This window comes from Pedobacter sp. Bi27 (assembly GCF_918698255.1).
Taxonomy (GTDB): domain Bacteria; phylum Bacteroidota; class Bacteroidia; order Sphingobacteriales; family Sphingobacteriaceae; genus Pedobacter.
On the sequence record NZ_CAKKMW010000010.1, the window covers coordinates 49,510 to 66,040 of the forward strand.

The 16,531-nt window shown below is 42.6% G+C and carries 10 protein-coding genes; all 10 read left to right on the forward strand.

All coding sequences use genetic code 11. The features are described from left to right. Positions 1 to 977: 977 nt before the first annotated feature. The 10 genes from LQ227_RS23835 (at position 978) to LQ227_RS23880 (ending at position 16,490) form a co-directional block, all read left to right on the forward strand. Positions 978 to 1,724, forward strand: a complete 747-nt coding sequence (locus LQ227_RS23835) for a hypothetical protein (RefSeq protein WP_230146180.1) — start codon at positions 978 to 980, stop codon at positions 1,722 to 1,724. A gap of 4 nt (positions 1,725 to 1,728) precedes the next feature. Continuing rightward, positions 1,729 to 3,666 carry a c-type cytochrome gene (locus LQ227_RS23840; protein ID WP_230146181.1) on the forward strand — a complete coding sequence of 646 codons (1,938 nt, stop codon included), beginning with the start codon at positions 1,729 to 1,731 and terminating at the stop codon, positions 3,664 to 3,666. 33 nt (positions 3,667 to 3,699) lie between these two features. After that, positions 3,700 to 4,470, forward strand: a complete 771-nt coding sequence (locus LQ227_RS23845) for a DUF1080 domain-containing protein (RefSeq protein WP_230151495.1) — start codon at positions 3,700 to 3,702, stop codon at positions 4,468 to 4,470. A 51-nt stretch (positions 4,471 to 4,521) separates the two neighbouring features. Continuing rightward, positions 4,522 to 4,785 (forward strand): hypothetical protein, encoded by a 264-nt coding sequence (locus LQ227_RS23850; protein WP_230151498.1) that lies wholly within the window; start codon positions 4,522 to 4,524, stop codon positions 4,783 to 4,785. An 84-nt stretch (positions 4,786 to 4,869) separates the two neighbouring features. Next, complete coding sequence (locus LQ227_RS23855; RefSeq protein ID WP_230146184.1) at positions 4,870 to 6,357, forward strand: cellulase family glycosylhydrolase; 1,488 nt, start codon at positions 4,870 to 4,872, stop codon at positions 6,355 to 6,357. A 390-nt stretch (positions 6,358 to 6,747) separates the two neighbouring features. Continuing rightward, positions 6,748 to 8,781: an NPCBM/NEW2 domain-containing protein gene (locus LQ227_RS23860; RefSeq protein WP_230151500.1), complete on the forward strand. Its 2,034-nt coding sequence runs from the start codon at positions 6,748 to 6,750 to the stop codon at positions 8,779 to 8,781. 204 nt (positions 8,782 to 8,985) lie between these two features. Beyond that, positions 8,986 to 11,106 carry a hypothetical protein gene (locus LQ227_RS23865; protein WP_230151502.1) on the forward strand — a complete coding sequence of 707 codons (2,121 nt, stop codon included), beginning with the start codon at positions 8,986 to 8,988 and terminating at the stop codon, positions 11,104 to 11,106. A gap of 207 nt (positions 11,107 to 11,313) precedes the next feature. Next, the gene (locus LQ227_RS23870; protein WP_230151504.1) at positions 11,314 to 12,846 is read left to right on the forward strand and encodes a glycoside hydrolase family 43 protein; all 1,533 of its coding nucleotides are present in this window, start codon (positions 11,314 to 11,316) and stop codon (positions 12,844 to 12,846) included. Between the two features lie 48 nt (positions 12,847 to 12,894). Then, complete coding sequence (locus LQ227_RS23875) at positions 12,895 to 14,529, forward strand: glycoside hydrolase 43 family protein (protein ID WP_230151506.1); 1,635 nt, start codon at positions 12,895 to 12,897, stop codon at positions 14,527 to 14,529. A 32-nt stretch (positions 14,530 to 14,561) separates the two neighbouring features. Beyond that, positions 14,562 to 16,490, forward strand: a complete 1,929-nt coding sequence (locus tag LQ227_RS23880; RefSeq protein ID WP_230151509.1) for a beta-L-arabinofuranosidase domain-containing protein — start codon at positions 14,562 to 14,564, stop codon at positions 16,488 to 16,490. Positions 16,491 to 16,531 lie beyond the last annotated feature (41 nt).

Here is a 16,531-nt window from a genome sequence, read left to right on the forward strand (position 1 = left end):
AAAAGCCTCATCGCAATGACGGATTTATTGTTGTAGTAGAATCACCACCGTATTATAGCGGGCGCCTTAAACCCCTATCCGTCTATCGGCACCTTTCCCCTGAAAGGGAAAGGGCTAAAAAACAAATTACTGCATCCTGCTATCTGCTCCCTGCTATCCGGCATAGCAGATTTTCGCAGGAAAAAGCACGGAAATCTGTGCAGTTCCCCTCATTACCCCACAGCCCAAGGCAGGATCAAGCGGGTGTGCTTGGATAAGCCTGGGTAAGAGCCTCGATACTGCCACAATTAAGATTTCCGTAGGTTTTTACAAGAATTGCGCAGCAATCTTTTATACCTATAAAAAACAATATGATCACATAAAAAACGATGCAAGCCTTGATTGTTTGTTTCTTTATCATCAAGGATAAAGAAAGAGCCCCTTCGGCGGCGGTGAGCTGAGGCAAGACTGCGCCGAGGCAAGAATAATGACCGCTTTAAGATTAGCTTCGCTGAGCACCTCGTGATTTCCGCCTGCGCGGGATCCGATAGCTATCGGATGACGACAGTGTTATAGCTTATGCATCTGTCTGGGTTTACAATAAAAAAAGCACCCCAATCAGTGCTTACCAATTTACGGATCAGGAAAAAAATCGGATAAAAATATTTCCAATTCAAATGCTATTATTTAGCAAAAAAAGGTTTTTAGCGCTCAATATAACGCTAGTGTAACATTTCTTGCGGAAATTGAAAGATCTGATCTATTCCAAATGGTATCCTTGACCTAGTTTTGAGTCTAATAACCAATTATCCAAAAGAAGCTTATCCAGACTTCTTACTAATTATGAGAAATGCAAAAAAAGGAGTAAGGTGGCGTGCACACAAAGCTTCATTAATCACTAATACTATTGATAAGTTATGAACCGGTCAGTAGCCCAATTTTAAAGATAATGCGAAACCAACACAACACACTTAATTAACCAAATATTATAGATAAGCATGAATTTATATTCTTATTTTTTCATTGCCTGTGCATCGGCCTTTTGTTTTACAGGCAGGCCGGCTATTGCGCAGGAGACCAAAGTTGAGCCAATAATCATTAAGGCAGAACGCAATATCCTGCTCAGGAGTTTTATTGATCTTAATGGTGGTAAACGGGTTACGCATGCCATAAGCATAGGTAGTCCGTTGCAAGTGCATTATACCTACGACGCCGACAATGGCCAATTGGTACTATTGTGGAAAGGAGGATTTCTGGATGCCACACCAATGTGGCATGATAGGGGTGATGGTTCTTCACGGCCACTCGGAAAGGCAATCCAGATCGGCGATGCAATACCCCAGATTCAGCAGTTGGAAACACTACAAAGCGAGTTTAAAAAAGACACAGTAGGTTCGGGCTTCAAACCAAAGGGTTATACACTAGATGCATCCGGTCTGCCAGTGTTTAAATACCTTACATACGGATTGAGTGTTAAAGATGCAACCAGGGTCATTGATGGTGGCCAGGGCATTCGACGTGAAATTGAGCCAGATGGCAGTGCCAATGATTTATACCTGTGTCTCGCCAAAGCAAACGTCATCGAACAGAAAGATGGTAAATATGTTATTGCAGATAAAGCTTATTCCATTTCTGTTGCAGATGAAGCCGCATTGAAGCCTATCATTAGAACCATACAGGGAACTCAGGAGCTCCTTGTTCCATTCAAAAGTAAGATCGTTTACGCTATTCTTTTTAACCAATAACCCGATGAATATTTTTTTTAATTATAAAAACGGTATTTCGTGCCTGTTGACAATGACAGTTATATTGATGTCAATAAGCTGCTTTGCTCAGGCAGAATCGCCAAAGGAAGAAGATTATTTTAAGATCATGAAAGTGCCCGCTCCCGAAGGAGCAATTCTCGAAGTGGGCGGACTCTGTACATTGCCTAACGGCGATTTGGGTGTTACTACCAGGAGGGGGGATGTTTTTATTGTGAAAAATCCGTCTTCATTGAAACCAACATTTCAAAAGTTTGCTTCGGGCCTTCATGAAGTACTGGGACTTGCCTATAAAAACGGATCGTTTTATTGTGTTCAGCGAGGTGAACTTACCAAAATGACAGATACCAACAACGATGGAGTGGCCGATGATTTTGAAACCATATACGCTTGGCCACTATCAGGAAATTACCATGAGTATAGTTTTGGCCCTAAGCTGGCTGCCGATGGATCTTTTTTTGTAACCCTAAATCTTGGATTTCCGCCAACCTGGTGGAACCCGACAAGTATGGTTCCATGGAGGGGCTGGGCACTCCATATTTTTGAAGATGGAAGAGTAGAGCCTTGGGCTGCTGGTATGCGCTCGCCTTGCGGAATTAGTATGATTGATGATCAGCTTTTTTATACTGATAATCAAGGCGATTGGGTTGGCTCCGGAAGTATCATGCAAGTAAAAAAAGGCGCATTTATGGGGCATCCAGCCAGCTTGGTGTGGGGTAATCTGCCACAGTCTCCAATAAAATTGACCACAGAACAGTTCTTTGCTAAGAATGAGACAAAAATGATTTACGACAGTAAGGGAAACAGTGTAAAGCCAGAGAACGATGTGAATGCAAAGGTGGTAACCGAGATGGATATGAAGAAGAACTTTCCTGAACTGCAAATACCCGCGGTGTGGCTGCCTCACGGAATTTTGGGCATTTCAAATTCTGAGATCGTAAAAATTCCTCAAGGCTCCTTTGGCCCTTTCGCTGGCCAGCTTCTGGTGGGAGATCAGGGACAGAGTATGGTTAGCCGTGTGTTTATGGAAAAGATAAACGGAGAATATCAGGGGGCCGCATGGCCTTTCAGAAGTGGATTTCAGTCAGGTATCGTGCGTCTGGCTTGGGGGAAAGATGGATCATTGTTCGCCGGCGAGACCAACAGGGGATGGGGTTCGGCGGGTGAGGCCACAGAAGGGATCCAGCGACTCGTTTGGAACAACAAAATCCCTTTTGAAATGCACAGCATCAAAGCCATGCCCGATGGGTTTGAAATAGCGTTCACCAAACCTGTTGATAAGAAATACGCCTTAGATCTTGCTTCCTATTCAGTGGAAAGCTTTATTTATAAATACCATAGCGTGTATGGAAGTCCGCCGGTAAATAGCCAAAAATGCAACGTAAAAGGCGTTCGCGTTTCAGCTGATGGCCTCACTGCCCGAATTATTGTAGCCGGCCTGCGCAAAGGCTATATTCACAACATTACTTTGGATGGTATCCGATCGCAAGAACACTACTATAGTCTGGTACATCCAACAGCATATTATACTTTAAATAATATTCCGGAAGGAAAAGCGCTTAGCCTTGCAGAAGTAAGTACCAAAAATTCGGCCTCAACTAAAACGCTGCCTGTGGCACAAAGCAAAAAGTCTTCATCAGGTGGAAAAACATCAGTAGTGAAAATTCCAACTTATGAGCAGGTGAAAGGGCTGCTAACTAAAAATACTTGTCTGGCCTGTCACAACTCAGATAAACGACAAGTTGGTCCCTCTTTTAAAGAGATTTCCACCAAAAAGTACACGGTTGAGGAACTAATAAGCTTGATTTATACACCTAAGCCGGAGCATTGGCCGGGTTATTCTACACCGATGCCGCCAATGACTAATGTTCCAAAAGATGAGGTAAAAAAAATTGCGACCTGGATCAAATCATTAAATAAATAATACATCAATAGCTAAAGAAAATCAATCAATAATATGAAACGATCAATATTAATTGTTGGGATACTCATAATAAATGCACTGCTCGTTCAGGCACAGCAACCTGCTAAGCCAGAAGATACGGAAGTATGGACCCCGGTACCCGCAAAGGTAAGTCCGGCTAAAGTGCCTGGGGGAGCACCTTCAGATGCCATACTTCTTTTTGACGGGAAAGATCTGGATCAGTGGGTAAACTCAGGCGATACTGCTTCGGCAAAAAAATGGACGTTATCTGATGGGATCATGACAGTAGATAAATCTGTGGGTGATCTCCAGACAAAAGAGAAGTTTATGGATTTTCAGCTTCACATTGAATACAGGATCCCAGAAAATATAAGCGGAAGTGGCCAGGGCCGGGGTAACAGCGGCATTTTTCTGGCTGCTCTTCCCTGGGGTGCTGGCGGGTACGAATTGCAGGTACTGGACAATTACGACAATAAAACCTATGTAAACGGGCAGGCCGGTAGTCTCTACAAACAATCGCCACCATTGGTAAATGCCTGTTTAAAACCAGGAGAATGGCAAACCTATGATGTCGCCTGGACAGCTCCCCGGTTTAACGATGACGGTTCTGTAAAATCACCGGCTATAGCGACAGTTTTTCACAATGGGATTCTCGTGCAGAATGCGACCATACTTAAAGGAGATACACCTTATATAGGCCAGCCAACCTACAGAAAACATGGCGCCTCACCAATTAAGTTACAGAGTCATGGAGATAAAAGTGAACCGATTAGCTATCGCAATATCTGGTTAAGGAAATTGTAGCAAGTGCCCCTCTGTTGATCAATTTTTAATAGAAACCAATTATATCCCTATATGAGAACAGTAAATTATCCTTTCGGCACCGTCGTCATCCCTACGTTTACGAGGTGCCAAAAACAAGAACCTGGAAGTTTGGCCGGGAAACAATCTATTCCAAAAGCAGTGGATGCTGGCTTACCCAGGCATATGTCAACCTGGCTTAAGAAATCGGTTTCAACGCCATCCAAATTCCTTGCTCCTGGGATCAATATGGCCGCCAATAATGCAGCAAAGCTTCAACATGAAGTGAAAAGAAATCAGGTTTTTGACCTAAGTTGAAATAATTTTTTCAAAAGACTGGTCGTAAAAAAGGGCCTTCGACAATTTGAGGGTCGTGAAAAAATAAATTATAATCTAACCAAAATGAACAATATTATAAATATGAAAAATAGAAGTTATGGGATATTTTTAGGTTTCCTGATCGTTATTGCCTTATTCTCCTCGTCCTGTAAGAAGTCAGAAGTTGCAGCAGAGCTGGAAGTTTCTTCATTGGATATTAAGGCGCAGGCAGATGGCGAGCGTACAGAAGTAACGATTACCAGCAACGACGCATGGACAGCAATTATCAATGATGCAGTACCTTGGATAGAGATAGGTACTACAGCGGGCGGAGCAGGTGCTACACAGTTACAGCTAAAATTTTCTGGTAATGGCACAGGCGCATCGCGTTATGGTGTGGTTACGATTAAATCTGGGAATGGCCAAGCCAGGAGAATTAAGATTACACAAGTAGGTAATTTATATCCAACATATAATTTAACACCTAAAGCGCCCGATGCAACCGGTATGAGCAGTACAGCTGTACAACTGGCGGCAAAAATGCATTTGGGAATAAATTTTGGCAATACCATGGAATCCCCAAAAGAAGGTGAGTGGCAGAATAGTAAACTGACTGAATCATATGTGAAGTTTGTAAAGCAAATGGGATTCAATACGGTACGGATTCCTTGTAACTGGAATTGGAGTCATTTAAGTGATCCCGGTAAAGCAGAAATTGACAAGGCATGGCTTAACCGTGTGAAAGAAGTAGTTGGATGGTGTGTAGCTAATGATATGTATGTGATGCTGAATACGCACGGAGATAATGGCTGGCTTGAAAATAATGTCAATGCGGCAAAGCAAGAGGAAATTAATGCAAGACTCAAAGCACTTTGGGAGCAGATTGCTACAACCATGCGTGATTTTGACGAACATCTAATTTTTGCCGGCACGAATGAACCTGCGGTTGAAAATGCTGAGCAGATGGCCATACTCAATGGTTATCACGAAACATTCATCAAGGCGGTTCGTTCTACCGGAGGCAGGAACAGTTACCGGGTGCTGGTTGTGCAGGGCCCCAGCACTGACCCTACTAAAACTTTTACTTTGATGAATACGATGCCGAAAGACGAAATCGCTAATAAGTTGATGGTCGAGGTGCATGACTACACGCCTTCTACATTTACGATACTAACAGATGGGGATGCAACTTGGGGCAAGATGGTTTACTACTGGGGAAAAGGGAATCATTCTACTATTGAGCCAGAACGCAACGCTACCTATGGAGAAGAGGATGTGATCGATACAGAATTCAAAAATATTAAACAGAAGTTTGTTGATAAAGGTATCCCTGTGCTGCTGGGTGAATATGCAGCCTGGAGAAGGAATGCGATTAACAACCCGAATTATCTTCCTAAGGATCTGGCTATGCACAACAAGTCTGTAAATGACTGGACATATTATCTAACCAAACAGGCTAAAGCAAATGGTATTCTGCCATTCTATTGGGAGATAGGTTTTATGTTAGACAGAGCTAATAATGTGGTAAAGGACCAACCTATGTTAGATGCCCTTATTGCAGGAGGTAAGTAAATAGTAAGAGATACTCTAACTAAATAGAAATACAGCTTTGTAGAGGTTCATGTATAGCATTGAATTTAAAAAGAGGTTGTATCATAAAGGGGATTTTAGCCCAGACGCTGTCATGTTGAGCCTGTCGAAACACCTTAAAGCGTATTTAAACAGGTCCTCGACAAGCTCAGGATGACAAATCTATATTTATGATATAACCTCTTATTACATATAGTTAATCTCACTAAAACCATGAATTTAAACTTAAAATTAATTGCAATTATATACACACACAAATTAGATCAACAATGAATATCAAGAAAGAAAGTATTGTAGGTAGCAGCTCGGGGGTGCAGACTCAAAACCTGATTATAAAAACCATTTATGCATCCTATCCATTATAAATTAAAAATGAATACAGCAAGTAAAAGCATTTTTACGCTTGTCTCCGTTATTATCTTCAACTTAATAAGCATAAGTACGCTTTCCGCACAAACTGTTTGGTTAGATGAACTGGATCTCAGCCCAACTACACAGGGCTGGGGCATACCTAAAAAAAACAGGTCGGTTGATGGCAACATCATGACCATCGCAGGCAAAACCTTTGAGCGTGGCTTTGGTACACATGCGGAAAGTTCTCTTTTTATTCACATTGATGGTAAGGCAAATTCGTTTACCGCGCAGGTTGGCATTGATGAAGAGGTGAAAGGGCGTCCGTCCTCCGTAGAGTTTGTTGTATACGGAGATGGAGCGAAGCTTTGGTCGAGCGGTATAATGCATGAAGGTGATATTGCCCGGCTATGTAGTGTGAAGCTTTCGGGTGTGAAAAAACTTGAGCTGCGGGTAACAGACGCAGGAAACGGTGACAGCGATCATGCCGACTGGGCAGATGCAAAATTTGAGGCGGTCGGCGTATCAACTTTTGCTACTTTTTATCCTATCCCAAGTGAGCCCTATATTCTTACCCCTAAACCATCGGCAAAACCGAAGATTAATAGCGCAAGCGTTTTCGGTGTCCGTCCCGGCTCGCCGTTTCAGTTCAGGATACCTGCCACCGGAGACCGACCAATGACCTTTGTGGTTACGGGCTTGCCTCAGGGACTAAAGCTGGACCAAAAAACAGGGCTCATCACCGGTAAGCTTGTAAAAGCCGGCACTTACGTTATTCAATTGAACGCAAAGAATGCGAAAGGCATAGCCGAAAAAAGTTTACGCATTATCTGTGGAGATAAAATTGCACTTAGCCCGCCAATGGGTTGGAATAGCTGGAATTGTTTCGCTGGAGAAGTTTCTGGTGAGAAAGTTAAGCGCGCTGCGGAGGTAATGGTGAAAAGCGGACTTATAAATTACGGATGGGATTATGTAAATATTGACGGGTACTGGCAAAATAACCGCGATTCGAAAGATCCCGACCTGCAAGGTAAGCTGCGGGACGAGGCTGGTAATATAGTTCCTAATAAAAGGTTTGGAGATATGAAAGCCCTGACAGACTATGTGCATGGTCTCGGTTTGAAGATCGGTATTTATTCCAGCCCCGGTCCCTGGACCTGTGATGGCGGTGCCGGTAGTTATGGCTATGAAAAGCAAGATGCCGAAACTTATGCCAAATGGGGTTTCGATTATCTGAAATACGATTGGTGCAGCTATGGAGGAGTGCTAAATGGAATCCCTGATAATGACCCGAACAAAGTAGTCTCCATATCTTATAATGGAGGTTATCAATTGTCTACGGCCGTCAAACCATACAAGATAATGGGAGATTATATCCGTCAGCAACCCCGCGACATTGTTTTCAGCTTGTGTCAGTACGGAATGTCGGATGTTTGGAAATGGGGCGATTCGGTAGGCGGAAACAGCTGGCGTACAACAAATGATATTACAGACAACTGGTCTAACGTTAAAGGCATTGCATTAGCGCAGGATCAGTCTGCAGCCTGGGCTAAACCCGGTAACTGGAACGATGCCGACATGCTGGTTGTAGGACATGTAGGCTGGGGTAACCTTCATCCAAGCTTGCTTAGACCAGACGAGCAGTATCTTCACGTCAGTCTTTGGAGCCTTTTCTCTTCTCCGCTGCTAATTGGTTGCGATATGGAAAAGCTAGATGCCTTTACCCTGAATTTATTGACAAACGATGAAGTGATTGCTGTTAATCAGGATGCGCTTGGCAAACAGGCTACCTGTATTCAGACTATCGGAGACCTGCGCATTTATGCAAAAGAATTGGAGGACGGCAGTCGTGCAGTAGGCTTTTGCAATTTCGGTCTGGAGGAAGTGGATATCGCTTACAAGGATCTGAATAAGCTTGGTATTTCAGGAAAGCAAAAGGTGCGTGATCTTTGGCGTCAGAAAGATATTACAACGATCCATGCAAACAAAGAGGCGCTTTCGGTTAAGGTTCCGGCGCATGGAGTGACATTGTACAAATTTACACCGGTTAAATAGCTATATAGGCTTTTGTCTGAGCAAAGACAATGCATTATAAAAGATAAATACATCAAACTTAAATTTTCAATCTGCTCATTTTGTACATATTTACTGCCTTTAGATTAGCATTGCACAACTGATCCCGAGCTGGCGCATGCGACAAGCATGTGCCAGCTAAAGCAACGCCCGTTAACGGCCCTATTTATTTTATCACACCGATTCATGAAAGCAATTTTTAATTCACTACCGCTAATTCTTCTTTTATTTTTCTTTAAATCTAATGCACAACAAATCATGCATCAGGATGCTGTCCAGACGGTGAAATTACAGGGCAATGCCGGAGGAAAACGTTTCGATGGAATTGGTGTGGTAAATGGGGGAGGCGCTACATCGGTACTACTGAAGGATTATCCCGAACCCCAACGCAGTCAGATTCTCGACTTCCTTTATAAACCAAAATTTGGAGCTTCCGTAAGCGCACTGCTTGTTGAGATTCCTGGCGATGGTAATTCAACACAGGGGTCTATGCCGAGTCATATGCACACGCGTAACGATCTTGATTACGCCCGGGGTTACACCTGGTGGATTTTACAGGAAACCAAAAAGCGCAATCCTGATCTTAGCCTCGATGCTACCGCGTGGAGCGCTCCCGGATGGGTTGGGAACGGGGATTTTTGGTCGCAGGATGCAGCCGACTATTACGTTAAATGGCTTCAGGGACTTCGTAAAGTTTATGGCCTTGAATTAGATGCCATTGGCTGCCGCAATGAAAAGGGATCTGACTACAATTTTGCGAAGACACTCCGTTCTACCCTTAATGCCAATGGCTTTGAAAAAATTAAGCTTCATGGGTTTGATCTCTGGTGGAAAGACAAACTAGACTTCGTTAAGGACCTGTCTAAAGATGAGCAGCTTCGCAACTCCATAGATATTATCAGTGCTCACACATTTTATGAAGGAGATACCGCTTCCCAACAAGTTCAGGAAATGGCTCGGAAACTTGATAAACCTATCTGGAACACCGAGGATCATGTTTATAAGAAAGGCTTCGATTGCCTGATCAGTATTGTGGAGTGTTTCAACCGGAACTTTATTCAAAGTGGTGCTACCAAGATAATGAATTGGTATGATATTGCAGGCGTTTATCCTATCGAGCCATATTCGGAAGATCCTGCTGCTGTACTGGCGCAGTCGCCATGGAGTGGGCACTACCAGGTACGTGAGGCTTTGTGGGGTTATGCACATTATGGGCAATTCTCGAAAGTTGGATGGCAATACCTGAATGGGGGTAGTGTTAAGCTTAAAGGTGGTGGGACTTTAGTAACCTTAAAGTCGCCTGAAAAGGACTACAGCATCATTATCGAAACAAAAAACGCAAAAGCTCCACAACAAATCCGTTTTCAGATCAGCGAGGGGTTGTCTCTAAAACAACTTTGCGTATGGCGTAGTAACGAGAAGGAGCATTTTGTACAGCAAGCTGATATAAAACCAACAAAGGGCGCATTTACGCTTACCTTAGCGCCCAATTCAGTTTACTCTCTTTCTACCACTAGAGGGCAACAGAAAGGAAACTTTGTTAATATTCCCGATGCAAAGCCTTTCCCATTTCCATATTATGAAACATTTGAGCAATATTCCTCGCCTAAAGCATGGGGGTATTTACCACGTTATACTGCTGATATTGTCGATGCGTTTGAAATCACTGAACGCCCGGATAAAAAAGGCAAGTGCCTGCGCCAGGTTGTTCCCGAGGGAACCAACTCCTGGGCACCAGATTGGCGGCCTTACAGTATTTTAGGCGATGCGCAGTGGAAGGACTATGAAGTAAGCGCTGATGTTTATCTAAATGCAGGCGATAATGCCGGGGTTATGGGCAGGGTAAACCACGTTGGTACTGGGTATGGATTTATTCCAAAAGGCTATTACCTAAAGCTTGAAGATAATGGCAAATGCAGCATAATTGTAACCAGGGGAAAAGAAGATAAAAAGGAACTTACCGGAGATGCTGAACAACAAGCAATTATCAAAAAACAAAACGATGAAAGCGCAGGTGGAGAAAAGGTGCTTGGTGAAATACAACTTTCAAATATCACCCACAGCCAATGGCATAACCTGAAACTCCAATTCGAAGGATCTATTATCAGCGCATTCGTTGATGAAAAGCAGGTATTACAAGTAACAGATAGTTTGTACACCCAAGGAATGGCAGGACTGATTGCGGGTGACGGAAAAAAGCTCAGTACACCTTTTTACGATAATTTATTGATCAAGGGCAAAAATGCTCCTGTGCCGAAACCTTCTCTTGCAGCACCAGGACAACTGCCGATCTATATCGTTAAATAATGCTGTCGGCGAACAATCCCTTTGGGGCAAGAAGTTACTTCGTTTCCCCGTCTTGGTAAGCTTATGGACCGGTTTTGTGCGTCTGCTGAGCTTGTTCGCTATGGCCTGATGAAATCCAGGTTTAATGACAAAGAGATTTCTGTGATACGATAATTAATTAATTGAAAATAAGCCCTTTAACGGGTATTCGTTAAATAAATAAAAAACATGTTTAGAAAAAAAGTATTGTTAAGTACAGCTGTTGTTATGGCTTTTCTGGGAGGCAGAGAATTCGCAAAAGCGCAGACGAATGCAGGTAAACCGAAAATGGTTAAAGAAAACCTGGCAGAAAAATTCGCAAATGTTTCGCCGAAACTTAGCTCCAATAATGCCAATCCTTTATTAGATTTTATGTTTACGGCCGATCCAACAGCTGTAGAATACAATGGAAGAATTTATGTATATGCCACTAATGATCATCAACAGTATGAGCATGTAGGAAAAGATGGGAAAAATTCATACGAGCGGATCCGTACACTGGTGATGATGTCTTCCGATGATATGGTTAACTGGACTTATCATGGTCTTATCAATACTGCCGAGCTGGCACCATGGAGCCAGAATTCCTGGGCGCCTTCCATTACATCCAGAAAGGAAGCAGATGGCAAGACACACTTTTATCTGTATTACTCCAATGGTGGTGGTGGCTCAGCCATGCTTACTTCCACTTCTCCTGTTGGCCCCTGGAAAGACCCACTGGGAAAGAACATAGTCGACCGTTCTGTTCCCGGTGTGGATGTTGATGCTCCATTCGATCCTGGGGTTGTGATTGACGATCAGGGTATAGGCTGGCTGGCTTTTGGGGCTGGAAAACCTAAAACAAAATACATGCCGGATAATTCCAGAATCGTTAAACTAGGGAAAGATATGATCAGTTTGGCCAGCGATGTTGCTAAAATACCCGCCCCTTATTTCTTCGAGGCAAGCGACCTTAATTTCATCAACGGCACCTGGGTTTACACCTATAATACAAATTGGGAAGAACGCACAGAATGGCCTTATAGCAATATCGACAAACCAACCAAATGCAACATGTCATATATGACGAGTAAAACACCCTTAAGTCCGGAGAGCTGGAAGTATCGCGATAATTACTTTAAGAATACTGGCGAGATTAACGTGGGGCCTTTTACAAACAACCACACTCACCTGTTCAAGTTTAAAGGGAAATATTATATTGCTTACCATGCCATGTATTTACAGGATTATTTTGGTACCAAGGGTGGTTTTCGTAATGTAGGCATCGAACCAATACAGGTGGATGAAAAGAATGTGAATATCCCCATGGTCAACGCAACTTTTAAAGGTCCCTCACAACTTAATCCATTAAATCCATTCGTTCTTCAGCAGGCAGAAACCACTGCAGGCACTTCGGGGCAAGTTCAGTTCGAAGCTGTTGGTAACCCTGGCAATATGGTTGCAAAAGGAAAAGCAGATCAACAATGTATTATGGTGCGGGGAGCCGATTTTAGCAAACAGATTCCTGCCAAATTCGAAGCCAGGGTGAAAGGAAAAGGCAAAATTGATGTTTATGTAAATAATCTTAAAGGTAGTCCTTTAGTTTCCCTAATATGTGATGAGCAGGAATGGACTACACTTTCAAAGAAAATGGACCTGAAAATAGATAAAGGAGTAGAGAATATTTATTTGGTGTTTAATGGGGATGGCTTTTTGTTTGATGAATGGAAATTCATTCGTTAATTCCGGTTGCAGGCTTATTAATGCTAATTACAATTAAATCGGTAAAGAATGAAAAACCCAAATGAAAATATGAAAAAAGCGGTTTACAGGTTATGCATAATAGCCTTAATTGTGACCCTTATGGTACCGTGTTTATACGCACAAAAAGCCAAAAATCCCATTATTTATGCAGATGTACCGGATATTTCAATAGTACGTGTAGGCAATAACTATTACATGAGCAGTACAACGATGCACATGAGCCCCGGTGTACCCATTATGAAATCGACAGATCTTGTCAACTGGAAAATTATCAATTATGCCCATGATGCTTTGGCAGATGTGCCGGCGCTAAATTTGACAGAAGGAAAAAACGCCTATAGTAAAGGCACCTGGGCAAGTAGTTTACGCTATCACAAGGGGATGTATTATGTAAGTACTTTTGCACAAACCACAGGTGAAACGTATATTTTTAAAACGAAAGATATAGAAAAAGGAAATTGGGAACGAATTTCTTTTAAGCCAGCGTATCATGACCATTCCTTGTTTTTTGATGATGACGGCAAGGTATATTTAATTTATGATGCAGAAAGACTAAAAATTGTTGAATTAAATGACGATCTAACAGAAGTTAAACAAGGCGTTCCGGAGCGGGTGCTCATCGAGCACGCCAGTGCACCAACAGGCAAAGAAGTAGGTCTTGGAGCTGAAGGATCTCAATTATTTAAAGTAAAAGACAAATATTATTTATTTAATATTTGCGCACCACGCGGTGGAATGCGAACTGTACTTATACATAGGGCAGATCATATCAACGGCCCTTGGGAAGGAAAAGTTGGCTTACAGGATAGAGGAATTGCTCAAGGCGGACTGATCAACACGCCCGATGGGCGTTGGTTCTCTTATCTTTTCCGCGATTATGCTGCTGTTGGCCGCGTTCCTTATCTCGTTCCTGTCAAATGGGAAGATGGCTGGCCTGTATTAGCAGAAAATGGTAAAGTCCCAGACCAGCTAGACCTGCCGGCCAGTAGAGGTTTAATCCCTGGTATTGTGGCTTCTGATGAGTTTACCCGTAAAAAAGGCGAACCTGCTTTGCCGCTGGCTTGGCAATGGAACCATAACCCTGATAATAGCTTGTGGTCTGTAACTGAAAGAAAAGGATTTCTGCGCCTCAAAACAGGAAGAATCGACACTGATTTTTTTCAGGCCAGGAATACACTTACACAACGCACTATTGGTCCAACCAGCTCAGCTTCTGTTGCTCTTGATGTTTCCAAAATGAAAGACGGCGATTTTGCCGGACTTTCAGCTTTCCAAAAAGAGTATGGATCAGTAGGCGTTAAAATTGATGCGGGTCAAAAATCGATAGTAATGATCACTACCGGTCATGATAAGCCTGTCGAAGTAACCCGGATTCCATTGAATCAGGACCAAATTTACTTTAGAATCGATTGCGATTTTACCGGAAAAAACGATGAAGCCAATAACCTTTACGCGCTTAACGGGAAAGATGAAGCGAGTTTCTTTTACAGTCTTGATGGAAAAGTTTGGAAAGCAATAGGGCGACCTTTGAAGATGAAATACGACATTCCACATTTCATGGGCTATCGTTTTGCTTTGTTTAATTATGCTACAAAAAATATAGGGGGCGCGGCCGACTTTGACTTTTTTCGTATAACGGATTCTATCTCCACAGAAAAATAAAGTTTCTCCAATATTATAGACTGTAAATAATTATGAACCAAATATTAGGAGAAACGATAGCTGGCAGAACCTTAGGTTATCTGTTTAAGGATGGTTTGCGGAGGAATAATCCCCGTTGCTACAGCTGTTTAAGTGGTAAAAGTTTAGCCATATTGTTTTTGCTTTTGGTAAACTGCACGCTGGGAAATGCTCAAAGTAGGGCTAAGCTCACCGCTTTCCAGGCAAAGGATGTAAAATTAAATGCGTCTTGGATCCTCGAAAGGGAGGCCTTAAATACCACTTATATTGGTTCTCTGGATGCCGATCGATTGCTTCATAATTTTAGGATAAATGCCGGACTTCCATCGACGGCAAAGGCATTGGAGGGTTGGGAAAGTCCCAATATCGGCTTACGTGGTCATTTTGTTGGCCACTACCTTTCGGCTGTCTCGATGTTGATTGAAAGGTATCATGGGCCCGTCCTCTCCAAAAGGCTCGAATATATGGTTACTGAGCTTGCCAAATGCCAGCAAGCCCTTGGCAGGGGATATCTCAGCGCATTTCCCGAATCTGATTTTGAGAAACTGGAGACAAAATTTACTGGAGTCTGGGCTCCTTATTATACTTATCATAAAGTGATGCAGGGGCTTTTAGATGTTTACGCACACACTGGTAACCAAAAAGCACTGGAAATCGTTAAAGGTATGGCAGGATATGTGAAATTAAGGATGTCAAAGCTTGATAATCAAACCATTGAAAGAATGCTTTATACCGTAGCGGCAAACCCCGAAAATGAACCTGGGGCAATGAATGAGGTATTATACAAATTATATAAGATTACAAAGAATCCAATGCATTTTGAGCTTGCAAAGCTATTTGACAGGGATTGGTTTCTGCAGCCGCTTTCTAAAAATCATGACATTCTTAGCGACCTGCATGCCAATACCCATTTGGTTTTGGTTAATGGCTTTGCTCAACGGTATATGCTCACCGGTGAGCAAGCATATCATGATGCGGTAGTGAATTTTTGGAATATTCTTGAACATGACCATACTTATGTCAATGGATCAAGTAGTGGTCCGCGCCCAAATGTAACTACGCCAACCTCGCTCTCTGCAGAGCACTGGGGGCTGCCGGGGCACCTGAGCAACACAATGACGAAAGAGATTGCTGAATCATGCGTTATCCATAATACCCAAAAGCTTACTGCTGAGCTGTTCGAGTGGACAGGAAAGTCAACGTACGCCGATGCTTATATGAATGCTTTTTATAATGCAGTACTGCCTACGCAGAATGATCAGAATGGGACTTGTGTTTATCACCTTCCGCTTGGCTCACCAAGAACCAAGGCTTTTTTAAAGGAAAACGATTTTCGTTGCTGTAATGGAACGGCAATAGAAGCATTTGCAGGCCTCAGTTCCAATATTTATTTCAGGGATTCATCAAGCCTTTGGATCAATCAATATATCCCTTCCCAGCTCAATTGGCGTGAAAAAAAGCTTATCCTTAACCAAACAGGTAATTTCCCCCAAGACAAGGAAGTTTTATTTTCGTTTTCAGCTGAAAAGGATATCCGGTTCGCTGTTAACTTATTTGTTCCTTCATGGGCAAATGAGCTGAAGATTTATGTGAATGGGCGCTTGCAATCCCAAACTGCTGTTCCTAATTCTTTTGTGCGGCTGGATAGGGTATGGAGCAACAAGGATCAGATTAAATTGGTATTTGATTATCGCTTTAGAATCGAGCGCATGCGGGATGACATGAACAAAGTTGCTTTTTTTTATGGGCCTACATTGTTGGCTTTCGATACTGATACCGAACTCGCATTGAGGAGCAAACCTGAGGAATTATTAACAAACCTATCCATAATTGATTCTGCATCTTTCCAATTGAAGGATGGAAAGCATGTTTATACACTACATCCTTTTTATGGCATAAGCAATACACCCTTTGGTGTTTATGCATCGATCAGAGAATATTAGACCATTTAATTGTTGGTGATTTAGGCACCTTTATACATGCT

Excerpts from the sequence above, each read along its gene's own strand:
- LQ227_RS23845 (WP_230151495.1), top strand. The coding sequence starts at position 3,700 with ATGAAACGATCAATATTAATTGTTGGGATACTCATAATAAATGCACTG.
- LQ227_RS23855 (WP_230146184.1), top strand. The coding sequence starts at position 4,870 with ATGAACAATATTATAAATATGAAAAATAGAAGTTATGGGATATTTTTA.
- LQ227_RS23870 (WP_230151504.1), top strand. The coding sequence starts at position 11,314 with ATGTTTAGAAAAAAAGTATTGTTAAGTACAGCTGTTGTTATGGCTTTT.
- LQ227_RS23865 (WP_230151502.1), top strand. The coding sequence starts at position 8,986 with ATGAAAGCAATTTTTAATTCACTACCGCTAATTCTTCTTTTATTTTTC.
- LQ227_RS23840 (WP_230146181.1), top strand. The coding sequence starts at position 1,729 with ATGAATATTTTTTTTAATTATAAAAACGGTATTTCGTGCCTGTTGACA.
- LQ227_RS23860 (WP_230151500.1), top strand. The coding sequence starts at position 6,748 with ATGAATACAGCAAGTAAAAGCATTTTTACGCTTGTCTCCGTTATTATC.
- LQ227_RS23875 (WP_230151506.1), top strand. The coding sequence starts at position 12,895 with ATGAAAAACCCAAATGAAAATATGAAAAAAGCGGTTTACAGGTTATGC.
- LQ227_RS23880 (WP_230151509.1), top strand. The coding sequence starts at position 14,562 with ATGAACCAAATATTAGGAGAAACGATAGCTGGCAGAACCTTAGGTTAT.
- LQ227_RS23850 (WP_230151498.1), top strand. The coding sequence starts at position 4,522 with ATGAGAACAGTAAATTATCCTTTCGGCACCGTCGTCATCCCTACGTTT.
- LQ227_RS23835 (WP_230146180.1), top strand. The coding sequence starts at position 978 with ATGAATTTATATTCTTATTTTTTCATTGCCTGTGCATCGGCCTTTTGT.